This window comes from Pseudarthrobacter sp. NPDC058362, assembly GCF_042723515.1.
Taxonomy (GTDB): domain Bacteria; phylum Actinomycetota; class Actinomycetes; order Actinomycetales; family Micrococcaceae; genus Arthrobacter.
The window spans coordinates 521,994-547,897 of record NZ_JBHXIW010000002.1 but is presented as its reverse complement, the minus strand read 5'-3'; the positions used below and the strand labels follow the sequence as shown (position 1 = coordinate 547,897).

The following is a 25,904-nucleotide window of genomic DNA, read 5'->3' as shown; positions in this document are numbered from 1 at the left end:
CGCTGCTCGTTCCTCGCTTTGACGCGCGCTGCCGGATGTCGCCCTCCCGCCCCCGCCCCGACGAGACATTAAGCACACTCTGTCCGGGAATAAGTAACAAAGACCGCTTGAACCCTTGATTTCACGGGAATTTTTTGCATCCTCGGAAACTCGGGGCCCGTAATATTTCTCAATGTCCGTTCGCCGTGCTAGTCGGTCCGGTCCTAGCGTGTCCGGGTGAGCACATCAACGAGCACCCTTCCCCCCGCCGGAAAGACCGGCTTCCAGCTGCCCCGATGGGCCGGATCCTTCGGCGTCCAGATCATCGCGGCCCTCATTGTCGGCCTGGGCCTTGGCCTGCTGGCCAAGTACACGGGCAGCACCAAGGAAGTGCCCAACGGCCTGGGCGCCACGCTGCAGACCATCGGCTCCAGCTATGTCTCCCTGCTGCAGACCGCCGTGGTCCCCCTGATCTTCACGGCCGTAGTCAGCTCCATCTCCAACCTCCGGGAAGTCTCCAACGCAGCCAAGCTCGCCTGGAACACTCTCCTGTGGTTCGCCATTACCTCCCTCATCGCGGTCCTGATCGGCATCGGCCTGGGCGTCCTCCTGCAGCCCGGCAGCAACACAGGCATTGTGGGCGAAGGCTCTGAACCGGCCAAGGTGGGCAACTGGTGGGCATTCCTGACCGGCCTGTTCCCCAAGAACTTCCTGGGCCTCGGCGCCACTTCCACGGTGGCTGAAACCGGCGCGGTCACCACGGCCGTCAGCTTCAATGTGCTGCAGATCCTGGTCATCGCCATCGCAGTGGGCGTCGCCGCGCTGAAGGTGGGGAAGGCCGCCGAGCCCTTCCTGGCCCTGAACGCCTCTGCCCTGGCCGTCATCCAGAAAGTCCTCTGGTGGATCATCCGGATCGCCCCACTGGGCACCGTGGGCCTGATTGGCAACGCCGTGGCCGTCTACGGCTGGGACACCATCGGTTCGCTGGGCCGGTTCACCTTCGCCATCTACGTTGGCCTTGCCCTGGTCATCTTCGGGGTCTACCCGGCGCTGGTGCGCAGCCACGGATTGTCCGTGAAGCAGTACTTCTCCGGCGTCTGGCCCGCCGTGCAGCTGGCGTTCGTATCCCGCTCTTCCGTCGGCACCCTGCCGCTGACCCAGCGCGTCACCGAGCGCAGCCTGGGCGTCCCCCGCGCCTACGCCTCGTTCGCCGTGCCACTGGGCGCCACCACCAAGATGGACGGCTGCGCAGCCATCTACCCCGCCATAGCGGCGATCTTCGTGGCCCAGTTCTTTGGTGTCCAGCTGGACTTTAGCCAGTACCTGCTCATCGCCCTGGTCTCCGTCCTGGGCTCGGCGGCCACCGCCGGAACCACGGGCGCCGTGGTGATGCTCACCCTGACGCTCTCCACGCTGGGACTGCCGCTGGCCGGCGTCGGACTCCTGCTGGCGATCGACCCGATCCTGGACATGGGCCGGACCGCGGTTAATGTTGCCGGCCAGGCGCTGGTGCCCACCATCGTGGCCAAACGCCAGGGCATCCTGAATGAAGCGCTGTACAACGCACCGCGCAACGGCACCCCGTTCGTGGATGACAGCGAAGACACCGCCGGCGGGGACACCCGCGTCCTCCAGGACGCCAAGGCATAAGTCTCAACGCCAAAATCCCCGGGACGCCTGTCCCGGGGATTTTCGCGTGCCCGGCGCAGGCCGACGGCTCCGGATCAGTGCCCGCCGCCGCCGATCACGCCAGCCTCCACGGCCTTGGCAACGGCATCCGCTTCAGCCTGCGTGAGCTTCCCGTCGGTCACCGCCTGGTCCAGGCGGTCCTTCAGGGCAGCAGCCCGTTCAGCCTGCGCTTCGTTCCGGAGCTCCCCGAGCGCCGCGGTGACCTTAGCCTCCTCGATACCCAGGGCTTCGGCCAGCGATTTCGCCAGGTTCGCTTCCCTGGTGGCCCGGTCCGGGCGCCCTTCCGCCGGCGGGGAGAACGGACGGTTCGCTTCGTGGAAGGCCTGCAGCGCCTCCGTGACGTCTGCCTTGTCCACTCCCAGCTTCCCGGCGAGGGCCGAGGCCTGTTCCGCGCCGTGCATCCCGCCGCCGTGCATGCCGCGGCCTCCGTGCATACCCATGCCGCCTTCCGGTGCCGCGGTGCCGCTCTCAGCGGACGCGCCCGCGCTGGGTGACGGGGCGGGCGTGGTGGCGGAGGCCATGCCCGCCAGTCCAAGTCCGGCGCCGAGGGCCAGCGCGGTGGCCGACAGCCCGAGGGTCATTTTCTTTATGCGTGTCATTGCGGTGCCTCCTGGATCCGCCGTCGGTGACGGCTGTTTGCGGTACGTTCCCTCCCGGGACATTTCCAGCATGGGCGGGGAGGTTCTGTACGGGCTTTCGAAAACCTTTCATTCTGCTGTGAAGGTTGTCTGCGCCACCCGCACAACAAGTTGCGCACAGTGCAAACTTGCACGTAGTGTAATCATGTGAACATATCTGCCGCCGGAGCCCTGGCGTCTCCAGCCTCCCGCCGTGAACTGAACAAAGCGGCCACCCGCCAGAACATCACCGAGGCTGCGCTGGGCCTCCTCCGTGCCAACGGCCCGGGGAACTTCACCGCGGAAGATATTGCCGAGGCCGCCGGCATTTCCCGCCGCACGTTCTTCAACTACTTCAACAGCACAGACGCCGCCCTCGCCGCGATCACCCACGGCTTCCTGGACAACGCCATCCAGCAGCTGCGCCTGCGGCCCGCCGGGGAACCCATCATGGAATCCGCGCAGGCGGCACTGATGGCCCTCGCGGACCCGGCGGCCGTGGCCCCGCTCGCCGAACTGTTCTCACTGACGTCCGAAAGCGCACTCATGTCGCAGTCCGAGCTCGCGGCCTGGGACTACTGCCGGGAGCAGATCACCGGCGTGGTCCGCGAGCGCACGTCCGGCGCAGCCGGCGACCTTTACGCCCACGCGCTCGCCGGATCGGTGATTGCCTGCGGCAAGGCGGCCCTGGAGACCTGGTTCAGGCAGTGGGGCCCGGACCTCTCCGCTGAATCCCTCGCTGCCCTCCGCGGGCAGCTCATCGATGCAATGGCCCTCCTGGGCTCGGGCTTCACCGCACCACAGCCTTCCCCCCGTTCCTCCTGACCAGATCGGTTTCCTCATGGCACTCCTCCTCTACCGCCTCGGCATGTTTTCCTACCGGCGCCGCTGGCTGGTTGTTTCGCTTTGGGTCGCCGCACTCCTGGCAGTAGGCGGTTCCGCCGCCGCCTTCCACGGCTCGCTGTCCAACAACTTCCAGATCCCCGGCACGGAAACGCAGCGGATCGCGGACAAGCTCAAGGCAGACCTGCCCTCGGCGTCCGGCGGCACTGCCACCATCGTCTTCGAAGCGCCCGACGGCGGATTCACCCCCGCGCAACGCACAGCGGTGGCGGATGCGCTGGGCAAGCTGGAGTCCCTGCCGGAGGTCCGCGGCACAGTGGACCCATTCGCCACCCAGGCCGAACTGGACCAGGCTGGCCAGGCCATCCGTGACGGCGAAGCCCGGCTGACCAACGGAACCAGGGAGCTGGAGGACAACCGTGCCCGGCTTGAGGCCGGTGAAGCGCAGCTGGCCGCGGCGGAGCAGCAGCTCAGAGCCGCTGGAGCACCCGCCGAAGTCATCGAAGCACAGCTGGGTCAGCAAAAGGCGGCGCTGGCTGAAGGACGCGCCAAGTTGGAGGCCGGAGCCCAGGAGTTGGAAGCCGGCAAGGCGAAGCTGGAACTGGGCAAGCGCCAGGCGGAGGCCTCCGAGGGCATCCGGTTCGTTTCCGACGACAACCTCGCCGCCGTGGCACAGGTGCAGTTCAACACCTCCATCAACGGCCTCAGCCCGGAGCTGCGCCAGCAGGTCCAGGACATCGTGCACGGAACCTCCAGTGCCGGCGTCACCGCCCTGGCCAGCAAGGAAATCACCGAGGACATCTCTGCCCTCTTCGGCACCGCCGAGATCGTCGGCATCGGGGTGGCAGCCCTGGTCCTCGTTATCATGCTGGGAACCCTCGTGGCCGCCGGACTGCCGCTGCTCATGGCCGTCATCGGGGTCGGCATCGGCGTGGGCATCACGTTCGCACTCTCCGGGGTGTTCGATATGAGCTCCATCTCCCCCATGCTGGCCCTCATGCTGGGGCTGGCCGTAGGCATCGACTACTCACTCTTTATCGTGAACCGGCACCGGACCCAGCTGCTGGCGGGCATGGACCCGGCTGAATCGGTGGCCCGCGCCACGGGCACGTCCGGTAACGCCGTGGTCTTCGCCGGCCTGACGGTGATCATTGCGCTTGCCGCGCTGGTGGTCCCCGGCCTTCCGTTCCTGGCCGTGATGGGCCTCGCGGCCGCCGGGACCGTGGCGGTGGCCGTGCTGGTGGCCATCACGCTGACGCCCGCGGTGCTGTCCCTGATCGGCCGGCGCATCATCTCCCGCCGGGCCTGGGAGCGGGCCGAGGCGCACAATGCCGAGCCCGGCCATGAAGCCCGCGACGAGGCCGTGGATCAGGAAAGAAGCAACCGTGGCTGGGGCGGGCTGGTGACCCGCCATCCGGTGCTGGCGCTCCTGGCCGGCGTCCTGCTGCTGGGCACCCTTGCGCTGCCCGCAGCGCAGCTCCAGCTGGCGCTGCCCGACGGCGGCAGCGAACCCGTGGAGTCCGAGGCATACCAGGCCTACAGCGTCACGGCCCGCAGCTTCGGCGAGGGCGTGACCGGCCCCATCGTGGCGGTGGGCGAGTTCCCGGCCGGCCTTGACGCAGCACAGGCGCAGGACCTGCAGCTCGACGTCGCGGACAGGCTCCGTTCGGTGGACAACGTGGTGGCGGCCGTCCCCGTCGCTCTCAGCGAGGACCGCCGTACGGCTGTCTTCCAGGTCATCCCAGAGGAAGGGCCAGCCAGCGCCAGCACCGTCCAAGTGGTGTCCGAGCTGCGCGGCCTCAACACGGAAATCCAGGACGACGTGAACGTCTCCATGGGCCTGACGGGGCAGACCGCCGGCAATATCGACGTCTCCACGAAACTCGGTGACGCCCTGCCGCCCTACCTGGCGATCGTCGTCGGACTTTCCCTGGTCCTGCTCCTGCTGGTGTTCCGCTCCATCGTGGTTCCGCTGCTGGCCACGGGCGGGTTCCTGCTCTCGCTCGCCGCAGCCTTCGGTGCCGTGGTGGCCGTCTACCAGTGGGGCTGGCTGGGCAGTGTGTTCGATGTCGCCAATCCGGGCGCGGTCCTGAGTTTCCTGCCTATCATCCTCATCGGTGTGCTGTTCGGGCTGGCCATGGACTACCAGGTATTTATCGCCTCCGGCATGCGTGAGGCCTACATGCACGGCTCCACGGCCAGGCAAGCGGTGCGGGTGGGCTTTCACCACGCCGCCGCCGTGGTGACGGCTGCCGCGATCATCATGGTGAGCGTCTTTGCCGGGTTCATCTTCAGCCACCTGACCATGGTGCGGCCGCTGGGCTTCGCGATGGCGTTCGGCGTGCTGCTGGATGCGTTCGTCGTGCGCATGACCATCGTCCCGGCCGCCATGTACTTGCTGGGCGAAAAGTCGTGGTGGCTGCCCCGCTGGCTGGACCGGATCCTGCCGGACGTGGACGTGGAGGGTGCGCAGCTGGCGCGGCCGGAGCCGGCAGCACCGCCGCAGGCCGTCCACTAGGCTGGAGGCGTGGTCCGCCTGATTCTCGCTTCCCAGTCCCCCGCCCGCACCAAACTCCTGGCCGAGGCCGGCATCCGGCACACCGTGCTGGTCTCGGACGTGGACGAGGATGCCGTCCAGGCACGGTACGGCGTCACGGACCCGCACGACACCGCCCTGCTCCTGGCGCGCGCCAAGGCCGAGGCGGTGGCGGCGCTCCCGGAAGCCGAAGGCGCCCTGGTCCTCGGCTGCGACTCCGTCTTCGAATTCGACGGCGAGGCGCACGGCAAGCCCTACACGGCCGCCGTCGCGCGTGAACGCATGCTGCGAATGAGCGGAAACTCGGGCGTCCTGCACACCGGCCACTGGCTGGTGGACTGCCGGGACACCGCGTCCGACGGCGGCGCGGGCGAAGCGGGGTCCGGCGCCACGCTGGGGACGGTCGCCTCAGCCGAGGTCGCCTTCCTGGAGATGGAACCGACCGAAATCGATGCGTACATCGCCACGGGCGAGCCGCTGCACTGCGCCGGGTCGTTCACGATCGACGGCCTGGGCGGGGCGTTCATCCGGAAGGTGGACGGCGACCCGCATACTGTGGTGGGCCTCTCGGTTTCGACGCTGCGCGGGCTGCTGGCTGCCGCGAACGTGCGCATCACCGACCTGTGGGCCGCGCCGGAAACCACCGGCTGAAACTTCGCCTTTTCCGGCGCACTTGTAGCTTCCCTACAAAGCGGCCGCTGTTTACGCGCGGAATCCGCAAGTAATATCGGCGGAACCTCCAAAACCGCGCTAGGCTCCCTGAAGGAAAGAAGGAGACGCCTTGTCAGCAAATTTGGAGCAGTCCGCACGTCCCACGCACTCGACCCTCACAAAGGTGCTGATCGCCAACCGCGGTGAGATCGCCGTGCGCATCATCCGCGCCGCACGGGATGAAGGCATCGCATCCGTGGCCGTGTACGCAGATCCGGACCGCGACGCCCTGCACGTCCGCCTGGCTGACGAGGCCTACGCCCTGGGCGGGAACACCGCAGCAGAGTCCTATCTGGTGATGGACAAGATCATCGACGCCGCCCGCCAGTCGGGCGCGGACGCCATCCATCCCGGCTACGGCTTCCTGGCCGAGAACGCGCAGTTTGCCGCGCGCGTGATCGAGGCCGGCATCACCTGGATCGGCCCCTCCCCCGAGGCCATCTCCGCGCTGGGCGACAAGGTCCAGGCGCGGCACATCGCCGAAAAGGTGGGCGCGCCCCAAGTCCCCGGCACGGCGGACCCGGTGGAATCGGCCGAGGAAATCCTCGCGTTCGTGGACAAGTTCGGACTGCCCGTGGCCATCAAGGCGGCCTTTGGCGGCGGCGGCCGCGGCATCAAGGTGGCCCGCACCCGGGAGGAAATCCCCGAACTCTTCGAGTCCGCGGTGCGTGAGGCCACGGCTGCGTTCGGCCGCGGCGAGTGCTTCATCGAGCGCTTCCTGGACGCCCCGCGCCACGTCGAAACCCAGTGCCTGGCGGATGCGTACGGCAATGTCGTGGTGGTCTCCACCCGCGACTGCTCCCTGCAGCGCCGCAACCAGAAGCTCGTGGAAGAGGCACCGGCGCCCTTCCTTACCGACGAGCAGAACCGCCGGCTGTACGAGTCCTCCAAGGCCATCCTGAAGGAAGCCGGGTACCTCGGCGCCGGCACCTGCGAATTCCTGGTTGGCCAGGACGGCACCATCTCGTTCCTCGAGGTCAACACCCGCCTGCAGGTGGAGCACTGCGTCTCCGAGGAAGTCACTGGCATCGACCTGGTCCGCGAACAGTTCCGGCTGGCCCGCGGCGAAGAGCTGGGCTACGGCGACCCGGAGGTCCGCGGCCACTCCATCGAGTTCCGCATCACCGGCGAGGATCCGGGCCGGAACTTCATGCCGGCCCCCGGCACTGTCCGCGTCCTGAAGAACCCCACCGGCCCCGGTGTCCGGATCGACTCCGGTATCGAGCAGGGCGACGTGATCAGCGGGAACTTCGATTCCATGCTCTCCAAGCTGGTGGTCACCGGCGCCACGCGCAAGCAGGCACTGGAACGGTCCCGCCGCGCGCTGGAGGAAATGGTGGTCGAAGGCATCCCCACCGTTATCCCGTTCGACCTCGCCGTGGTTTCGGATCCCGCGTTCGCGCCGCAGGAGGGCCCGTTCAGCGTGCACACACGCTGGATCGAGACCGGCTTCACCAACAACCTGCCCGCGTGGACCCCGGACGGCGCAGCCGACTCCGACGGAGCCGGCGATGACCGCCAGCGCGTAGTGGTGGAAGTGGGCGGCAAGCGCCTCGAGGTGGTCCTGCCCGCCGCCCTGGGCTCCGTCTCAGCCGGTTCGGCAGGCGCCGGCAAACCGGCCAAGGCCAAGAAGCGTTCCCGCTCCGGCGGGCCTGCCGCCGCCACCGGCAATGCGCTCTCGTCGCCCATGCAGGGCACCATCGTGAAGGTGGCCGTGGCGGACGGAGACGTCGTGGCCGAGGGCGACCTGGTGGTAGTGCTGGAGGCCATGAAGATGGAACAGCCGCTGACCGCGCACCGCTCCGGCACCATTACCGGGCTCAAGGCAGCCGCCGGCGAAACTGTATCCGCCGGCGCCGTCATCGCCACCATCGAAGACTAGGCCCGGGGAGGCCCTCATGCTTGCACCCAGTTTCCAGGACGAAGTGGACCGCTACCACGCGGCAGTTCCCGAAATAACCCGTGGCAACACGGATCCCATCAAGGACCTGTATTCGCGGCAGGACGATGTCACCCTGGCAAACCCCTTTGGCGGGATCGCCCGCGGCTGGGCCCAGGTGGAGGCCCGCCTGGACCAGGCCGCACGCCAGTTCCAGGACGGCGAGATGCTCGGCTTTGACACCGTCACGTCCTTCCACGCGCAGAACACCGGTTACCTGGTGGAGACCGAGCACTTCCGGGCCCGGCTCGAGGGTGCAGCCGCGTCGGAGGAGTTCGCCCTGCGCGTCACCAGCATCTTCCGCCGCGAGGAAGGCTACTGGAAGCTGGCGCACCGCCACGCCGACCCGGCGGCCAAGCCTGGCTCCCGCCGCTCGCTGGTTCAGCCCGCCGGCTGACACGGGCTTGCGGCCAAGGCAGACTTAGCAGATGCTGCCATTCCTGCTCCTGGCCTCCCGGGCGGAAGATACCGCCGCCGAGGACGAATACGCCGCCTACCTGCGGTATTGCGGGTTGGAGCCGCGGGAGCTTCACCGGGTCCGGATGGAGGCCGCCCCGTTGCCGCCCCTGGACCTGGACCGCTACTCGGGCATCATCGTGGGTGGCAGCCCGTTTACCTCCAGCGATCCGGTGGAGAAAAAAAGCGCGGTGCAGCTCCGCGTGGAAGGCGAGCTCTCGCACCTGCTCGATGCCGTCGTCGCCCGCGATTTTCCGTTCCTGGGTGCCTGCTACGGGGTAGGCACCCTGGGGACGCACCAGGGCGCGGTGATCGACCGCACCTATGGTGAGCCCCTGGGAGCCGTGCAGGTGGAGCTCACGGGGGAAGGCCTCGCGGACCCGCTGCTGGCGGGCCTGCCGCCGTCGTTCACCGCCTTCACCGGGCACAAGGAGGCCTGCACTGTCCTCCCCGCGCATGCGGTGCTGCTGGCCCGCTCCGCCACCTGCCCGGTCCACATGTTCCGCATCCGCCGGAACCTGTACGCCACCCAGTTCCACCCCGAACTGGACTCGGAGGGGCTGGCTACCCGGATCGACATCTACCGGCACGCCGGGTACTTCCCGCCCGAGGCGGCCGAGGAGCTGATGGCAGCGGCCAGGCAGGTTACCGTGACCGCGCCGATCACCATCCTGAGGAACTTCGTCGCGCGCTACGCCCGCTGACATGCAGCTCCCCAGCCAGCGGGTAGCCGGCCGGACAGCAAAATGCCCGGCCTACTCCCCTGCTGGGTAGGGGGTACGCCGGGCATTGCCGCACCAAGACCGGACAGCTGCGTCAGGCCACGTTGTTCTCGTAGTCAGTGTCTTTGGTTTCACGGGTGATCCACAGGGCGATGAACGTGAGCACCGCTGCGGCGGCTATGTAGAGGCCCACCAGGAAGGTCCCGCCGCCGGCCGCCTGCCACAGCGCGATGGCAACGAACGACGCCGGTGCGGCGCCAATGACGCTGGACAGGTTGTAGGCCACGGCGGAGCCGGTGTACCGGACGTTGGCCGGGAACAGCTCGGGCAGGATCGCGGCCATGGGGCCGAAAGTGAGGCCCATGAGAGTGAAGCCCACGATGAGGCCGACGACGGCGGCGCCGGCACCCGGGCCGAACATGGTGAACCAGAGGACGCCGAACACGAAGATGCCGGCGGTGACACCCAGGAGGAACTTCCGGCGGCCCCACTTTTCAGCCAGCGGACCGGACACCAGGGTGAAGATGCCGAAGAACACGACGCCGAGGATCAGCATCCAGAGGAAGTCCCCGCGGGGGATGCCCAGGCCGGGGACGAAACCGGCCACCTCGGCGGCGGACATGGGCTTTCCGGCCTTTTCTGCCGCGGCCTGGGCAGCCTCGACGGATGCCGGCTTGGTTCCATAGGTGAGCGTGAAGGACGTCATGACGTAGAACAGAACGTAGGTGGCGAACATGATGAACGTTCCGGCCAGCACCGGGCGCCAGTGGCTCTTGAGGGTGGCCGCAAACGGAACCTTGGCAACCTTGTCCTCGGTCAGGACCTTCTGGAAGGAGAGGCTTTCCACGAGCTTCAGCCGGACGTAGAGGCCCACGATGACCAGGATGGCGCTGAGCAGGAACGGTACGCGCCAGCCCCAGGAGAGGAACGCTTCCGGGGTGAGTGCGAAGTTCAGCCAGATGAAGAGCAGGTTGGCGAGGATGAAGCCGATCGGCGCGCCAAGCTGTGGGAAGGTGCCGTAGACGGCGCGCTTGCCCTTGGGGGCGTTTTCGGTGGCCAGCAGTGCTGCGCCGGACCACTCACCGCCGAGGGCCAGTCCCTGGGCGAAGCGGAGCACCACCAGCATGAGCGGTGCGAGGATGGCCCAACCCGGCAGCGACGCCGTGGGCAGCAGGCCGATCAGGAAAGTGGCGATTCCCATGGTCAGCAACGATGCGACCAGAGTGCCCTTGCGGCCGAACTTGTCACCAAAGTGTCCGAACAGCACCGAGCCGACCGGACGGGCGATGAAGGCGACGCCGAAGATGGCGAACGAGCTCAACAGCGCGTTGATGTCCGTGGCCTGCGGGAAGAACAGTTTGGGGAACACCAGGACGGACGCCGTGGCGTAGATGTAGAAATCATAAAACTCAATCGTGGTGCCGATGAGGCTGGCAAAGATCACTTTGCCCTTGGAGTTGACCGGTTGTGCCGACCCCGGCTCCGTTGAGGTTTCGAGTGATGACATGTAAGCGCACTTTCGTGAGAAACCGGCCGGACATTGATCAGCCCGGCATGCATGTGTGGTGCAGTACCCAGAGTTCGATATTACTTGTCGACGTCCAGTCAATGGACAAAAGGTCCATAATGCGGACTTGCGTGTCGCTGGCCACACGGAGAGGCCGTCGGATGCCTTTCGTAGCCCTCACATCTGCCCGCGGCGGCAGATAGGCAAATGTCACAGCGTGTTAACACGGGGCGTCGGTCCGTGAAACGCGCCGTCCCTACCTTGGAGGAACAACATCCCCCAAACAGGAGGTACGCCGTGACTGATGACCGAACCGCAGGTGCCGGGGCCGGACATTCCCTGGACCTTGACGAGGCAACGCGTCCCACAACCGCAACGGCGCTGGACTTCCGTCCCGGCCGCTGGATTGCCAACTGGGATGCCGAAAACAAGGAGCAGTGGGAAACCGCAGGCCGCTCCATCGCCCGCCGCAACCTGAACTGGTCCATCTTCGCCGAGTTCCTTGGCTTTGTCGTCTGGCAGCTGTGGTCCATCGTGGTGGTCCAGCTCCCCGCCGCCGGATTCAACTTCTCCACGTCGGAAATCTTCTGGCTCATCTCCATGCCTAGCCTGGTGGGCGCCACGCTCCGCATCCCCTACACCTTCATGGTCCCCCGCTTCGGCGGCCGCAACTGGACCATCGTCTCCGCCCTGCTGCTCCTGATCCCCTCCATCGGCCTGGCCCTGTGTGTCTCCAATCCGGAAACGCCGTTCGGTGTCATGCTGCTGATCGCCGCCCTGGCCGGTTTCGGCGGCGGCAACTTCGCCAGCTCCATGGCGAACATCACCTTCTTCTACCCGGCCCGCGAAAAGGGCTGGGCGCTGGGACTGAACGCCGCGGGCGGAAACGTCGGTGCCGCCGTCGCGCAGCTCGCCGTTCCGATCGCCATCACGCTCCTGGCCGCGGGCACCGTCAACCTGCCCATCGCGGGCTGGATGTGGGTCCCGCTGATCCTCCTCGCCGCCTTCGGCGCCTGGAAGTACATGGACAACCTCACCAGTGCCAAGGGTGACGTGGCGGGCTCCGTCGCGGCGCTCAAGGAACCGCACCTGTGGATCATGGCGCTGCTGTACATCGGCACCTTCGGCTCCTTCATCGGCTTCGCCGGTGTGTTCCCCAAGCTCATCAAGGACTACTTCCCGGAGTTCTCCTCGATCGCCGTCGGTACCGTCGCCCTGTCGCTCGCGTTCCTCGGCCCCCTGGTGGGCTCCCTGGCCCGCCCCTACGGCGGACGCATGGCAGACCGCATGGGTGGAGCCCGGATGACCGTGACCGCCTTCGCCGCGATGGGCGTCATCACCCTGACCATGATCTGGACCCTGCCGCTGAAGAACTTCTGGCTCTTCCTGGTCCTCTTCCTGATGCTCTTCACCGCCAGCGGCTTCGGAAACGGCGCCACCTACCGCATGATCCCGGTCATCTTCGCCACTTCCAGCCGGGCAGCGAAATCCGGGGCAAGCTCGGTGGCCACCCAGCGCCTGGCCTCCTCGGCACTGGGCCTGATCTCCGCCATCGGCGCCTATGGCGGTTTCGTCATCCCGCAGGTGCTGAACGCATCGAACTCGGCCAGCGGCTCCTACACCCCGGCCTTCTACGGCTTCGTCGCGGCCTACGCCCTGATGCTCGCCGTCTGCTGGTTCTGCTACATCCGCAACGCCAACCGAAATGCGATGGGACACGTCTAACATGACCAACAGCGCCGACACGCACTGCCCTTACTGCGCCCTGCAGTGCGCCATGACGCTCACGTCTCCAGCGGAACTGGCCCCGGCTCCCCAGCCGGGGCCAGTCCCCGTGCCGCTCCTGCCCACCCTGCACTCCTCCGCCCCGGCGGCTGCGGCACCTGCCGCCCTTGAGGTCAGCGGACGCGATTTCCCCACCAACCGGGGAGGCCTGTGCCGCAAGGGCTGGACCTCCGCAACCCTCCTGAACCACCCGGGCCGGATCACCGAGCCCCTCCTCAAAGGTCCCGACGGCGTGCACCGGCCCATCAGCTGGGACCACGCCCTGGACCTGGCCGCCTCCGCCGTCCGGGACGTGCGCGCACGCTACGGTGCCGACGCCGTCGGCGTGTTCGGCGGCGGCGGGCTCACCAACGAAAAGGCCTACATGCTGGGCAAATTCGCCCGGCTGGCCCTGCGCACCTCGCGCATCGACTACAACGGCCGCTTCTGCATGTCCTCCGCGGCGGCCGCCGGAATGCGCGCCTTCGGCGTGGACCGCGGCCTGCCCTTCCCGCTGGAGGCCCTGGACACTGCCAGCACCATCCTCATGCTCGGGTCCAACGTGGCCGAAACCATGCCGCCGTTCGTCCAGCACCTCAAGGGAGCGCGCGACGCCGGTGGGCTCATTGTGGTGGATCCGCGCCGCTCCGCCACGGCCGCCTTCACGGCCGACGGCGGCGGCCTGCACCTCCAGCCCCTGCCTGGCACCGACCTCACCCTCCTGCTGGGCATCTCCCACGTGGTCATCCACGAAGGCCTGGTGGACACGGCCTTCGTCGAGGAACGCACTGCGGGCTACAGCGCCGTGGTCCGCAGCGTCAACTCCTTCTGGCCCGAACGCGTCCAGTCCCTCACCGGCGTCCCCGCCGACCTCATCCGGGAAACCGCCCGCAGGCTTGCCGCCGGCGCCCGCCAGGGCGGCAGCTACATCCTCACCGGCCGCGGCGTGGAACAGCACACGGACGGTACCGATACCGCCACCGCGGCCATCAACCTGAGCCTCCTGCTGGGCCTGCCCGGGTCCGCACGCAGCGGCTACGGCACGCTCACCGGCCAGGGCAACGGCCAGGGCGGCCGCGAGCACGGCCAGAAGGCCGACCAGCTGCCCGGCTACCGCAAGATCACCGACCCCGCCGCCCGCGCCCATATGGCCCGCGTCTGGGGTGTTCCGGAGGAAACCATTCCCGGTCCCGGCCTGCCGGCGGTCCAGCTGCTGAAGTCGCTGGGACAGCCCGACGGCGTCCGGTGCCTGTTCATCCACGCCTCCAACGTGGTGGTGGCCTCCCCCGACGCGAACGCCGTGACCGCCGGCCTGCGGAGCCTGGACTTCCTGGTGGTCTGCGATTTCTTCATGTCGGAGACCGCCGCGGAGGCCGATCTCATCCTCCCGGTGCTCCAGTGGGCCGAGGAGGAAGGCACCCTCACGAACCTGGAAGGACGGGTCCTTCGCCGCCGCCGGGCCCTGGCCCCGCCCGCCGGTGCCCGCAGCGAACTGTGGATTATGGCGCGGCTTTCGGAGCGGCTGGACGCCCCGTCCACGTACAGCGAGGACCCCGAAACCGTCTTCGAGGAACTGCGCCTCGCCTCCGCCGGTGGCCTGGCGGACTACTCAGGCATCGATTACGCGATGCTGGACCGCGGGGAAGCCGCCTACTGGCCCTACCCTGCCGGCAGCACGGGCACGCCCCGGCTGTTCCGGGACCGCTTCGCCCACCCGGACGGCAAAGCCGTGATGACCCCCGTGGTCCCCCGCCGCCGTCGAACGCTTGCCGCCAGCCCTGACCCGGCAGCGAAAACCATGACCCTCATCACCGGCCGGCTCCTGGAGCACTACCAGTCGGGTGCGCAGACACGCCGTGTCACCGAACTGCTGGCATCCCAGCCCGAGGCGATGGTCCAGGTCCACCCCGCGGCCGCCGAGGCGATGGGCATCACGGCCGGCTCCCTGGTGTCCGTGGCGAACGAGCGCGGCGAGGTGGTGTGCAAGGCCGAGCTCAGCACCGACATCCGGCCGGACACGGTCTTCCTGCCGTTCCACTTCCCCGGCCTGGGCAGCGCAAACCGGTTGACAGAGGCCGCCACGGACCCTACGTCCGGAATGCCTGAGTTCAAATTCAACAAGGTTTGGGTGCAGGCCGTGGCTGCACCCCTGTCCAGCAAAATGCTTCAAACGACGGAGGCCTCATGAGCGAGCAGGTTGTCATTGTTGGATTCGGCCCGGTGGCTGCCCGGCTGGTTGACGAACTCCTCCCCGCCGTACGTGCCGGGCACGTGGGACTGACCGTGGTGGGCGAGGAAGCTGAAGCCGCCTACAACCGCGTCCTGGTGGCGGACCTCGGAGTTGGCCGCACCACGGCCGACGCCCTCGCCCTCTCCGACGCCGCCGCCCTGGTGGCCGAGGGCGTTGACGTCCGCCTGGGCGTCCGGGTCCGGCGGGTGGACCGCGCCCGGCAGCAGGTCCTGCTGTCCGGTGGCGATTCCGTCCACTATGACCGGCTGGTGTTCGCCACCGGTTCGCGTCCGGTCATCCCCAACCTGACGGGCATCAACCCGGACCCCACCTCCCCGGTCCTGCCGGCGGGCGTGACGGCCCTGCGCGACCTTCGCGACGCCGACGTGCTCCGGCGGGCGGTGGACGGCGGCAAGCGCGTGGTGGTCCTGGGCGGCGGGGTCCTGGGGCTGGAAACAGCCCTCGCCGCGGCCGAGGAAGGCGCCACGGTGACGGTGGTCCACAACGGCCCGCACCCGCTGGGACGCAACATCGACCGCGGCGGCGGCGCCGTGCTGGCTGCGGGGCTGCGCCGCTGCGGCGTCCGGATGGCCGGAAACGCGCGATCCACCGGCGTTGAGCACAACGCGCCCGACGGCGGATTCTCGGCGCTGCTGCTGGACGACGGTTCGGCGATCGACGGCGACCTCCTGGTCATCTCATGCGGGGTGCGTCCCCGGACGGAACTCGCCGAAGGCTGCGGACTCTCCACCGGCGCCGGGATCCTGGTGGACCACCGGCTCCGTGCCCACCACGAGCCGCACATCTTCGCCGTCGGCGACTGCGCGGAGGTGCGCTGCCCGGACCCGGACTGCTCGGCCTGCCGTAACGCCACGGGTCCGTCCGGGCTGGTGGGTCCCGGCTGGCGCCAGGCCGAATGGCTGGCAGAGTACCTGACGCTGCTGGCCTCCGGCCTGTCGGAGGAAGCCGGGGTGCTTCCTGAGCTGCCCGCGGAAAAGCCGGGCGTGATCGTCCTCAAGGCCCGCGGCATGAACCTGGCCGTGGCCGGGGACAACAGCGCCGACCCTTGGGACGAGGAAATGCTCACCGCCGGGGCAGTGGACGGCCGGCCGCGCCTGCAGGTGGCTCAGTGGGCTGACCCCGAACACGGCCGCTACGTGAAGATGACCACCCGCGGCGGCGTTCTTGAAGGCCTCGTGGCTGTGGGAATGCCACGAACCGCCGCGGAGCTGGTAGGGCTGTTCGAGCGGTCAGCCGAATTGCCGGCGGACCGTTCCCTGCTGCTCCGCCTGGACGGCGCGGACCAGCCTGCTGCGTCTTCCGGGGCCGATCGGGCCGTAACCGTCTGCCGGTGCGCCGGGGTAGCCGGCGGCACCATCGCGGACGCTGTAGCGGGCGGCTGCTCCACTGTGGGCGAGGTGTCCAAGTCGACCCGCGCCGGCACGGGTTGCGGCGGCTGCCACGATGACATCAGGGGCCTGATCGAGAAACACTTCTCCCCAGCCGCCGCGTGACCGCGCCGATGCTGCGTCAGAGCCTGGCGCTCCGGACCAACGCGATGAATTGCTGTTTGGTCTGCTCTGCGGATGGTCCTGCCGGGGAGATCAGGATCTCGGCAACGAACGTGGCGAGGGTCTGGCCCTTGGTCACCTGGATGTACATGACGGTGGTGGGCACATTCGCCGCCGGACGGAGCGATTTGGAGCCCGTCGGTTCGGTCCTGGCCAGGAAGACCGCTTTGTCCCCGAGGCCTGCAATGCTTTCCCCTTCCATGGCCGGAGCGTCGGGGCCCGGGCCGGTTGCCTCGAGCACTTCCACGGTGAAGATCAGAGAGTCCGGGCCAGGGGTGCCCAGGTTGCCGAAGGTGTACCGGCAACTGACTTCTCCGGGAAGCACCTGCGGCTCCTTGGACGCTCCGAACGCCTGCCTCACTTCGACGGCGGTAAGCAGGGCGCAAACGGGATTGTTGGTGGAGTCCGGCGGGCCCACCGCGGGTGCAGCGGGAACGTTGAGAGGCGTCCCGTTCCCCCAGCCGGCGTCGATCGCAGCCTGGGATACTGCGCGGGCCATTGCGTCCCCGTCGGGAACGCTGCCCGCCATCGGTGGCGGAACAACATACGGCATTTCCAGGACCTCAGTGCCACGGACGGCATGCAGGACCACGTTGGCCGATGCTCCGCCGGCCTCGCCCTGGAAATGCCCGGTCCACTGCAGACAGGCGAAATCCCCGATCCCGGCGACAGGCGAACAGTCCGGGGCCGACTTCGCGGCAGCCACGTCCGCTGCGGATGCCGGCGACGTCAGCGCCACGGACAGGGCAACGGACCCGGAATCGGACTTGCTGGAGTAGGAACACAGATACGCTTCGCTGCCCGGCGGCCTGGCACCGCCACCCTGGCCCACCGGACTCAGATCCGGGACCACCTTACCGGCGATCTCTGGGGTGATGAGGTCACAGGCAGGGTTGCCCGTGCCGGTTCCTCCTCCGGCCGCGTCCGTGCTGGCTGTCGGCGCGGACCCCGGGCCGCCCTGGCCGGCCGGTTGGGAGCAGGCGGCCAAGGACACGGCAAGTGCCGCCGTCGTCATCGCTGCGGCGAAGCCGCGCCGTCCGGCCCACGCAGCCGATGTCTCTACTGCAACCATGCACCCAGTGTGTGGCTCCGGTTAAGGCCCGCCATAGGGCCGAAGGTACCGACCTCCAACGGCGTCCGCGGGACGCGCGCGTCCTCCCGCCGCCGCCAAGCACAGGCTCTTCCCCGGCCGTCCTGCCCACAGTAAAATGCGGCCACGGGCCTGATCCGGCCCCGAGGTAGCAGGCCTGCGCTGGGCAGGGCCAAGGCTTGCACCCGACTGCAGCGCCTGCGGCCTGAAGCTCTCGAGAGGCAAAGGAATCCCATGCGCATCACAACGCTGTTCAAAACTGCCGTCTGCACGCTCGCCTTGCTCGGACTCGGTGGCGGTCCAGCCCTAGCCGGCCCTCCGGAAGATGTTCCCCGGGGCCAGACGGAACGCGGCCCGGAGAACGCCAACTCCATCTGCTCCTTCTCCGGACTCAACGACAACCCTGACGCGCCCTTCCCGGAGGGCGGACAGGTACAGTCCTACGGCCAAATCATCCGGATCCCCGGGATAGGCCCCGCTGACCTCAAGGCGTGGGGCGAGACCCCGGCACTGCTCTGCAACGGGCACCTCATGCCATGGCCTGAGGCTTTCGGGGGTGGCCACTGACAAACCCGGCAGGCCCCAGGTCTCGGGGCCGACACCGGTTGCCCGTGCTGGTTCCCGGAATTGCCGGCAGGTGCCTACAGGTGCACGTGCAGGCGGCGGGCAGCCTCGGAGATGGATCCGGTGAGCGACGGGTAAACGGTGAAGGTGCTCGCCACATCGTCCACATGCAGCTTCTGCTTCACGGCGATGGCGATCGGGAAGATCAGCTCGGAAGCGTTCGGGCCCACCACCACGCCGCCAATGACGGTTCCTGAACCCTTGCGGGCGAAGATCTTGACGAAGCCGTCCCGGTGATTGCGCATCTTGGCGCGGGCGTTGCTGCGCAGCGAAAGCTTGATGATGTCGCCCTGGTATTTGCCGGCGTCGATCTCCGCCTCGGAGACACCCACGTTGGCGATTTCGGGGGACGTGAAAATGTTCGACGCCACCTGGTGCAGCTTCAGCGGCGTGACGGTGTCCCCCATGAAGTGCGCCACTGCGATGCGGCCCTGCATGGCGGCCACCGAGGCCAGCGGCAGGACCCCGGTGCAGTCACCGGCGGCGTAGATGTTCGGCGCTGTGGTGCGGGAGACGCCGTCCACCTTGATGTGGCCGCTTTCGCTGACGGCCACGCCGGCTTCCTCCAGGCCGATGCCCGCGGTGTTGGGAATGGAGCCCAGGCAGAGCAGGCAGTGGCTGCCGGTGACCTTCGTGCCGTCACCCAGGGTGACCACTACGCCCTCGTCCGTCCTTTCCACCGACTCCGCGCGGGACCGCGAGAGGACCCGCACGCCCCGGCGCTCGAAGACCTCCTCCAGCACCACAGCAGCGTCCGTGTCCGAGCCGGGCAGGACGCGGTCGCGGCTGGAAATCAGCGTGACCTTGGAGCCCAGGCCGTTGTATGCGGACGCGAATTCGGCCCCCGTCACACCGGAGCCCACCACGATCAGGTCCTCAGGGAGCTCGTCCAGGTTGTAGATCTGCGTCCAGTTCAGGATCCGCTCGCCGTCCGGTCGGGCTGTGGCCAGCTCGCGCGGGTGCGCGCCGACAGCCAGGAGGATGGTGTCCGCTTCCACGGTCTCGGTGCCGTCCGCGGTGAGAACCTCAATGGTGTGGTTGTCCAGGAGCCGGCCGGAGCCCGCCAGGATGCGGACGCCCTGGTGCTCCAGGCCGTCGTGGATGTCCCGGGACTGGCTGCGGGCCAGGTTCAGCAGGCGGTCGTTGATGTGCTTGAGGTCCGCCCGCATGACCGGCACGAAGTCTCCACCGTCGACGTCGAACTTCACGCCCAGCTCCCCCGCTTCGCCCACGCGGGTCATCAGGTCAGCCGTGGCGATCAGGGTCTTGGAAGGGACCACGTCGGTGAGGACTGCGGAACCGCCCAGGCCTGCGCGCTCGATGATGGTCACCTGCGCTCCGAGCGAGGCGGCCACCATGGCGGCTTCGTATCCGCCCGGACCACCTCCCAGGATTGCGATCCGGGGCGAACTGAAATCTGGATGCGTAGTCACAATCAACCATTCTCGCCCATCCGGGGCCGGAGGGCCAAGAATCCCGGGCCTTCCGGGGTGGGCGCACGGGGAACGGCAGGATAACTTGTACCAGTGAGTACAACAGACTTCCTGAACACGGACCCTTTCGCCGCCGCGCGCGCCGCCGCCGACTACATTGCCGAGGAGACGGGCGTGGACAGCCACGACGTCGCCCTGGTCCTCGGCTCCGGCTGGGGTGAAGCCGCCGACCTGATCGGCGAAACCACCGCCACCCTGTCCGCGCAGGAGGTGCCCGGCTTCCATGCACCCGCCGTGGAAGGCCACGTGGGCACCATCCGCTCCGTCCTGACCGCTGAGGGCAAGCGCGCCCTGGTGCTGGGCGCGCGGACGCACTACTACGAAGGCAAGGGTGTCCGTTCCGTGGTGCATGGCATTCGCGTGGCTGCCGCCGCGGGCTGCAAGACGCTGGTCCTCACCAACGGCTGCGGCGGGCTCAACGAGGACTGGGCCCCCGGCACGCCGGTGCTGATCAGCGACCACATCAACCTGACGGCCACGTCACCGCTGGAAGGCGCGACGTTCGTGGACCTGACCGACCTGTATTCGCCAAGGATCCGGGGCGTGGCGCGCGACGTCGATCCCACCCTCGCCGAGGGGGTCTACGCCCAGTTCCCGGGCCCGCACTATGAGACCCCCGCCGAGGTGCAGTACGCCAAGCGCATCGGTGCGGACCTGATCGGCATGTCGACGGCCCTGGAAGCCATCGCGGGCCGGCATGCGGGCATGGAAGTGTTCGGGATTTCGCTGGTCACCAACCTTGCCGCCGGCATCAGTCCGCAGCCGCTGAGCCATCAGGAGGTCATCGAGTCCGGCCAGGCGGCCGGCCCCCGGATCTCCAAGCTGCTGGCAGGGATCATCGCCCGGCTTTAACCGCAACACGGGGTCGCTCCCGGCCCATGACGGCGCGCGTTATCCGGCCGGAGGTGACTCTGCGCTGTCCTGGGGCGGGGCGGTGGCCGCTTTGGCCTGCCGGTGGAACCATTCGATGTGTTTCTCCAGCAGGCGCGCAGCGAGGTCGCCGTCGCGGGCCCGCACTGCGTCGAAGATCCCGTGGTGCTGTGACCGCAGTATGGCAAGGACTTCCGGCCAGTCCGCCATGGCCCCCATGGCGCCCTTGACGTATCCCACGATGGACCCGCTGAGGGACTCCATCATCGTGGCCACCACGGCGTTGCCCGCCAGCGAACTGAGCGCCACATGGAAACGGGCGTCCAGCTCGTGGAATGTTGCCCGGTCGATGTCTGTGTTGTCCATGGCCCGCAGCAGATCGGCGGCCTGCGCCAGGTCTTGGTCGGAGTTCTCCCGTATTGCCGCCGCCCTGGCGGACCAGGTCTCCAGCAGGATGCGGGTCTCCACGATGTCCGCCACCGGAAGCCTGCTGCTGGCCACATGCAGCCGCAGGGCGGACGAGAGCCCCACCGACGGATCGGAAATGACGATGGCGCCCGACGTGGGTCCGGATCCCACTGAGCGGCGCAGCACGCCCATAGCGTCGAGCACGCGGATCGCCTCACGGACGGACGCCCGGGAAATGCCGTAGGCCTCTGCCAGCGCGCGCTCGCCCGGAAGCCGGTCGCCCAGCTTGATCTTGCCCGAGCGGAGGTCCGCCTCGATGTCCTTCAGGAGGGCGTCGTGCGTGCGGCCGCGGGGGGCCGCACCGGCTTCTCCGGCTGTCACTCTGGTTCCTTCCGCGGCAGGGCAACTGTTCCGCCTACCTTATTGCAGGGATGGCCGGTTGCCTCGCAGCATCCGGCCATCCCACCTTACGCAACAGCCGGCGCGCCCTGTGGATCCCCTGCGGCGGATGTCAGCGCCCGACAGCTTCCGCAGCCTGCCGGTGCACTGCGCGGGAAGGCTGCTGCCGGCACATCCAGCGGACCAGCAGGGCAAGTCCGGCAAGGAGCAGGACCAGCAGGACGGTGCCCGCGTTGAAGCCGAAGCCATGAATGAAGAGGAACGCCGCGATCCCGCCGGCCAGGCAGTAGTACGTGGTCACCAGGACTGTCTGCCGCAGCAGGTCGCCTTCCCGGCCCAGCAGGCCCACCGTAGCCGACGCGGCGACGATGTTGTGGATGGAGATCGGGTTCCCTCCCGCGCCGCCCACGGCCTGGGCCGCCACGACCGCCTCCGGCGGGACCCCGATCTGGGCGCCGGTGGAGAACTGGAACTGCGAAAACGTCAGGTTGGACACGGTGTTGGATCCGGCAACGAAGGCTCCCAGCGCGCCCACCCAGGGCGCGATCAGGGGCCAGGCTCCACCGGACACCGCGGCGGCACCCTCGGCCAGGGTGACCGGCATGCTGGACAGGCCGGAAGCATTTAGTTCCGGTCCCGACTGGATCAGGATGCGGACCAGGGGCACCGCGAACATCAGCGCCACGGCTGTACCCGCCAGCTGGCTGGCGGATACCTTGACCGCCCGGGCAATCTGCCGGCCGCTCATGCGGTGCAGGACGAAAGCGAAGACCGAGGCGAGGATGAGCACGAAGCCCGGGAGGTAGAACGGCTGGATGCTGGTGCTGATGCCTGAGCCCAGGATGTCCTTGACCGGCACTGCGAGCCCCACCAGGAACGTCTTCAGTTCCGGAATCACCCGGGTGGATACCAGCAGCAGCGCCATCAGCACGTAGGGTGCCCACGCGCGGACAGCACCCATGGGGGCACTGAGGTCTGCAGCTTTGGCCGGTTCGAGGGATCCCGTCCAGCGCTCGGACCAGGTGGAGCGCGGGCCGAAGTCGAACGTTTCCCGAGGCATCAGGAAGCCGCGGCTGGAGGTGAACATGACCAGCATGAGGCCGATCAGGCCACCAAAGAGCGACGGAAATTCGGGGCCGAAGAACCGTGCCGTCAGGACAGACGGGATCGTCATGGCCACCGAGGCGTAGAGTGCGAACGGCCAGATGGCCAGGCCGTCCCGGAAACGCTTCTCCGGACCGAAGAAGCCGGTCAGCATGCAGACCAGAATCAGTGGAATCAGCAGGCCCACGAGGGCGTGGATGGAGGCGACCTGTAAACCAATGGAGCTGATGAACTCGGGCATGGTCAGGCCCAGGACGCTGACGCGCGCAGCGACGGCGGGGTCGCCGCCCAGTCCCTGGCCGACGCCGATGATGATAGGGGTGCCGACGGCGCCGAAGCTCACCGGGGTGCTCTGGATGACCAGGCCCACCATGACGGCGGCCATGGCAGGGAAGCCAAGCGCCAGCAGCAGGGGTGCCACCACCGCAGCCGGGGTTCCGAACCCGGAAGCACCTTCGATGAAGCTGCCGAAGAGCCAGCCGATGATGATCGCCTGGACCCTGCGGTCCGGGGAAATGTTGTTGAAGCCGGCCCGGATGGCCGACATCGCGCCGCTGACCGTGAGGGTCGACAGCAGCAGCAGTGCGCCAAAGACGATGTACAGCATGGTGCCTGCGGTGATGAGTCCTTCCAGGGAGGCCGCGAGGATGCCGGTGAAGTCCATCCGCCACACCAGCAGCGCTACGATCACCGCAACGGCGTAGCCCACGGGCATGGCGAATTTCGCTGGCCAGCGCAGGCCGGCCAGAAGGACGCCGACCACGAGGATCGGCGCCAAAGCTAAAGGAGCCAGAACGGCCAGATTGTCCATGGATTTCCTCCACGTTGAGGGGACGAACGGAAGCTTGTTTGGTCAGACCACTATGGTCTGACCATAGGAGTGTAGCCCATGATCGGGAAAAATGTGAGCCCGTTCACGTTTCAATGTGGCGGCAGCCTGTCCCCGACGGCACGTGTTGCAGCAGGCGGCGGGCTAATGACGATAGCGTTAGGACCATGACGTCTTCCGATGCCGCCCTCCGCCTGTTCGACGAAGCCCGCGGATGGGCCGCCCAGGACCCCGATCCCGCCACCGCCGCGGCCCTGCGCGACCTGCTCCGGCTCGCAGAAGACGGTGTCCCGGCAGCGCTGCAGGAACTCCAGGACAGCTTCAACGGCACGCTCCAGTTCGGCACGGCAGGACTCCGGGCAGCCCTCGGCCCCGGCCCGAACCGGATGAACCGCGTGGTGGTGCGCCGCGCAGCGGCAGGGTTCGCGGACTTCCTGGTCAGTACGGTGGGCGACGCATCCCCGGGAACCCGGCCGCGCGCCGTCGTCGGCTACGACGCCCGGCACAACTCCGACATCTTTGCCCGGGAGAGCGCCGCCATCTTCACCGCTGCCGGCATCGAGACTTTCCTGATGCCCGCGGCGCTTCCCACTCCCGTGCTGGCGTACGCCGTCCGGGCGCTGGAGTGCGACGGCGGCGTGATGGTCACCGCCAGCCACAACCCGCCGCAGGACAACGGCTACAAGGTCTACCTGGGGCGGCACGCCGTCCCGGACAGCGGCAACGGGGCCCAGATCGTTGCGCCCTACGACGCCGAAATCGCCGCGCGGATCGACGCCGTCGGGCCGCCCGATTCCATCACGCTGGCTCCGGACGGGTGGACAGTCCTCGGCGAGGACCTTGCCGCCGGGTACCTGCACGACACGGCAGGGCTCGCCCGGCCTGAGCACTTTCCCGCCCGGGACCTGCGCGTCGTGCTCACTCCGATGCACGGCGTGGGCGGGCAAACTGCCCTGGCCGTCCTGGCCGCGGCGGGATTCAATGACGTCACACTCGTCGCCGAACAGGCCGAACCTGACCCGGACTTTCCCACCGTCAACTTTCCCAACCCCGAGGAGCCCGGCGCCCTGGACCTTGCCCTGGAAACCGCCGGCCGGCTGGATGCGGACATCGTCATCGCGAACGATCCTGACGCTGACCGGGCCGCCGTGGCAGCCAAGGACCCTGACACCGGCGAGTGGCGCATGCTCCGCGGGGATGAAGTTGGCTCCCTGCTGGGCGCCCACGTGGCGGCGCGCCTGGCAGCAGCGGATGCCGCGGCCGCAGGCGGCACCCGATCCGGCGAAACCGGTGAAGGGAACCGCGGCGTGTTCGCCAATTCGATCGTCTCGTCGCGCCTGCTGGCGCGTATCGCAACCGCCGCGGGCTACGCACACGAGGAAACCCTGACCGGGTTCAAATGGATTTCGCGGGTCCCCGGCCTGGTCTACGGCTACGAGGAAGCCCTCGGCTACTGCGTGGCTCCGGAGCTGGTCAAGGACAAAGACGGCATCTCGGCCGCGCTGCTGATCGCGGAACTGGCCGCAGCCGCCAAGGCAGCCGGGAAAACCGTGTTCGACACGCTGGACGAGCTCTACCTGCAGCACGGCCTGCACGCCAGCGACCAGCTGAGCATCCGCGTGGCAGACCTGGGCCTGCTGGACGCCATGATGAACCGGCTGCGGGTGTCCCCGCCGGAATCGTTCGGCTCATCGGCTGTGGAGGTGTTTACCGACCTGGCCGAGGGCTCGGAGCAACTGCCGCCCACGGACGGCCTGTTCTACATCACCCGCGACCTCACCCGCGTGATCATCCGTCCCAGTGGCACCGAGCCGAAGCTCAAGTGCTACCTGGAGGTCATCCAGGAAGTGGGCTCCGCCGCGGAACTGCCCGGGGCGCGGCAGGCGGCCCGGGCAGCCCTGGACGAGGTGCTGCGCGACGTGAGTGAGGCGTTGGGGCTCTAGAGCTCCACTTCCACCCAGCCGTCGTTAAGACGGGTGCGGAACGTGGGCAGGGCAAGGCCGGGCGTACTGAAGCACTGCCCGGTTTCCAGGTCGTAGACCTCTTTGTGCAGCGGCGAGGCAATCGTCAGGCGGCTGCCCTTCGAACCCAGGATGCCGCGCGCCATGACGTGCGCACCCGTGGCCGGGTCCTCCTGGGCGACGGCATAGACCCTGTCCCCCGTACGGAACAGTGCCACCTGGCGACCGGCAACGAGTGCCGCCTCGCCCCATGCGGGTTCGAGGTCCGTCACCGGGCACACCCGGTGCCAGCCCGCAGTTCCGGCGGCCGCGTCAGTACCGGTAGCCAGTGCCCCAAATTCCAGTGTTGCCGTCATGTCCGGCTCCTCTCCCCGTGGTGGTGGTCCGTGCCTGCTGGTTGCAGTGGCCGTCAGTGCAGCCGTCTTCCACGGTAGGACCGGGGTGTTTCAGGGGCATGCAGTGAATGTGTCCGGCGGGTAAAAGGCACCTCACCCGGCCGGAAACGCGTTCGTGATGCAGAAGTTAAGTCTGCGAAACAATCGGGAAACTGAAGCGAAACTGC

General features: G+C 68.1%; 20 protein-coding genes. 13 read left to right on the top strand and 7 right to left on the bottom strand.

Translation table 11 applies throughout. From position 1 onward, the window contains the following. The first annotated feature begins 216 nt into the window (after window positions 1-216). Window positions 217-1,629 (top strand): dicarboxylate/amino acid:cation symporter, encoded by a 1,413-nt coding sequence (locus tag ACFWIX_RS07020; protein WP_377215394.1) that lies wholly within the window; start codon window positions 217-219, stop codon window positions 1,627-1,629. Between the two features lie 74 nt (window positions 1,630-1,703). On the opposite strand, the gene ACFWIX_RS07015 is transcribed toward ACFWIX_RS07020, so the two are convergent. After that, the gene (locus ACFWIX_RS07015) at window positions 1,704-2,267 is read right to left on the bottom strand and encodes a hypothetical protein (protein WP_377215393.1); all 564 of its coding nucleotides are present in this window, start codon (window positions 2,265-2,267) and stop codon (window positions 1,704-1,706) included. 186 nt (window positions 2,268-2,453) lie between these two features. On the opposite strand from ACFWIX_RS07015, the gene ACFWIX_RS07010 reads away from it, so the two are divergent. The 6 genes from ACFWIX_RS07010 (at window position 2,454) to ACFWIX_RS06985 (ending at window position 9,474) form a co-directional block, all read left to right on the top strand. Then, complete coding sequence (locus ACFWIX_RS07010) at window positions 2,454-3,110, top strand: TetR/AcrR family transcriptional regulator (RefSeq protein WP_377215392.1); 657 nt, start codon at window positions 2,454-2,456, stop codon at window positions 3,108-3,110. A gap of 16 nt (window positions 3,111-3,126) precedes the next feature. Beyond that, the gene (locus ACFWIX_RS07005; protein ID WP_377215391.1) at window positions 3,127-5,646 is read left to right on the top strand and encodes an MMPL family transporter; all 2,520 of its coding nucleotides are present in this window, start codon (window positions 3,127-3,129) and stop codon (window positions 5,644-5,646) included. A gap of 9 nt (window positions 5,647-5,655) precedes the next feature. Further along, window positions 5,656-6,315 (top strand): Maf family protein, encoded by a 660-nt coding sequence (locus ACFWIX_RS07000; RefSeq protein WP_377215390.1) that lies wholly within the window; start codon window positions 5,656-5,658, stop codon window positions 6,313-6,315. A gap of 130 nt (window positions 6,316-6,445) precedes the next feature. Further along, window positions 6,446-8,257 (top strand): acetyl/propionyl/methylcrotonyl-CoA carboxylase subunit alpha, encoded by a 1,812-nt coding sequence (locus ACFWIX_RS06995; protein ID WP_377215389.1) that lies wholly within the window; start codon window positions 6,446-6,448, stop codon window positions 8,255-8,257. 16 nt (window positions 8,258-8,273) lie between these two features. Then, the gene (locus ACFWIX_RS06990; protein WP_377215388.1) at window positions 8,274-8,711 is read left to right on the top strand and encodes a YybH family protein; all 438 of its coding nucleotides are present in this window, start codon (window positions 8,274-8,276) and stop codon (window positions 8,709-8,711) included. A 31-nt stretch (window positions 8,712-8,742) separates the two neighbouring features. Then, window positions 8,743-9,474 carry a glutamine amidotransferase gene (locus tag ACFWIX_RS06985; RefSeq protein WP_377215387.1) on the top strand — a complete coding sequence of 244 codons (732 nt, stop codon included), beginning with the start codon at window positions 8,743-8,745 and terminating at the stop codon, window positions 9,472-9,474. Window positions 9,475-9,586: 112 nt separating this feature from the next. Here the strand turns inward: ACFWIX_RS06985 and ACFWIX_RS06980 are convergent, their stop codons facing one another. Beyond that, the gene (locus tag ACFWIX_RS06980; protein ID WP_377215386.1) at window positions 9,587-10,999 is read right to left on the bottom strand and encodes an MFS transporter; all 1,413 of its coding nucleotides are present in this window, start codon (window positions 10,997-10,999) and stop codon (window positions 9,587-9,589) included. Window positions 11,000-11,296: 297 nt separating this feature from the next. Here ACFWIX_RS06980 and ACFWIX_RS06975 point away from each other — a divergent pair, with 297 nt between their 5' ends. The 3 genes from ACFWIX_RS06975 to ACFWIX_RS06965 are packed head-to-tail and all read left to right on the top strand — an operon-like array spanning window position 11,297 to window position 16,507. Further along, entirely contained in the window at window positions 11,297-12,724 is a 1,428-nt protein-coding gene (locus ACFWIX_RS06975; protein ID WP_377215385.1) for an MFS transporter, read from the top strand. Window position 12,725: 1 nt separating this feature from the next. Further along, window positions 12,726-14,951 (top strand): molybdopterin oxidoreductase family protein, encoded by a 2,226-nt coding sequence (locus ACFWIX_RS06970; protein WP_377215384.1) that lies wholly within the window; start codon window positions 12,726-12,728, stop codon window positions 14,949-14,951. Next, window positions 14,948-16,507 carry an FAD-dependent oxidoreductase gene (locus ACFWIX_RS06965; protein WP_377215383.1) on the top strand — a complete coding sequence of 520 codons (1,560 nt, stop codon included), beginning with the start codon at window positions 14,948-14,950 and terminating at the stop codon, window positions 16,505-16,507. Before ACFWIX_RS06970 ends, ACFWIX_RS06965 begins: the two co-directional genes overlap by 4 nt. A 16-nt stretch (window positions 16,508-16,523) precedes the next feature. Here the strand turns inward: ACFWIX_RS06965 and ACFWIX_RS06960 are convergent, their stop codons facing one another. Next, window positions 16,524-17,636, bottom strand: a complete 1,113-nt coding sequence (locus ACFWIX_RS06960; RefSeq protein ID WP_377215382.1) for a hypothetical protein — start codon at window positions 17,634-17,636, stop codon at window positions 16,524-16,526. 252 nt (window positions 17,637-17,888) lie between these two features. On the opposite strand from ACFWIX_RS06960, the gene ACFWIX_RS06955 reads away from it, so the two are divergent. Next, window positions 17,889-18,221 carry a hypothetical protein gene (locus ACFWIX_RS06955; RefSeq protein ID WP_377215381.1) on the top strand — a complete coding sequence of 111 codons (333 nt, stop codon included), beginning with the start codon at window positions 17,889-17,891 and terminating at the stop codon, window positions 18,219-18,221. Window positions 18,222-18,295: 74 nt separating this feature from the next. On the opposite strand, the gene ACFWIX_RS06950 is transcribed toward ACFWIX_RS06955, so the two are convergent. After that, complete coding sequence (locus ACFWIX_RS06950) at window positions 18,296-19,711, bottom strand: NAD(P)H-quinone dehydrogenase (protein ID WP_377215380.1); 1,416 nt, start codon at window positions 19,709-19,711, stop codon at window positions 18,296-18,298. Between the two features lie 93 nt (window positions 19,712-19,804). On the opposite strand from ACFWIX_RS06950, the gene ACFWIX_RS06945 reads away from it, so the two are divergent. Continuing rightward, window positions 19,805-20,623 carry a purine-nucleoside phosphorylase gene (locus ACFWIX_RS06945; RefSeq protein ID WP_377215379.1) on the top strand — a complete coding sequence of 273 codons (819 nt, stop codon included), beginning with the start codon at window positions 19,805-19,807 and terminating at the stop codon, window positions 20,621-20,623. 39 nt (window positions 20,624-20,662) lie between these two features. Here ACFWIX_RS06945 and ACFWIX_RS06940 read toward each other — a convergent pair whose 3' ends face one another. Together ACFWIX_RS06940 and ACFWIX_RS06935 are read right to left on the bottom strand one after the other, a co-directional pair. Further along, window positions 20,663-21,430, bottom strand: coding sequence for a FadR/GntR family transcriptional regulator (locus ACFWIX_RS06940; protein ID WP_377215378.1), 768 nt, complete (start codon window positions 21,428-21,430; stop codon window positions 20,663-20,665). Between the two features lie 130 nt (window positions 21,431-21,560). Next, on the bottom strand, window positions 21,561-23,363 hold the full coding sequence (locus ACFWIX_RS06935; protein ID WP_377215377.1) for an L-lactate permease: 1,803 nt from the start codon (window positions 23,361-23,363) through the stop codon (window positions 21,561-21,563). A gap of 185 nt (window positions 23,364-23,548) precedes the next feature. Here ACFWIX_RS06935 and ACFWIX_RS06930 point away from each other — a divergent pair, with 185 nt between their 5' ends. Then, window positions 23,549-25,324 (top strand): phospho-sugar mutase, encoded by a 1,776-nt coding sequence (locus tag ACFWIX_RS06930; RefSeq protein ID WP_377215376.1) that lies wholly within the window; start codon window positions 23,549-23,551, stop codon window positions 25,322-25,324. Here the strand turns inward: ACFWIX_RS06930 and nirD are convergent. Then, window positions 25,321-25,698, bottom strand: coding sequence for a nitrite reductase small subunit NirD (nirD, locus tag ACFWIX_RS06925; RefSeq protein WP_377215375.1), 378 nt, complete (start codon window positions 25,696-25,698; stop codon window positions 25,321-25,323). The two genes, ACFWIX_RS06930 and nirD, sit on opposite strands and share 4 nt — an antisense overlap. Window positions 25,699-25,904 lie beyond the last annotated feature (206 nt).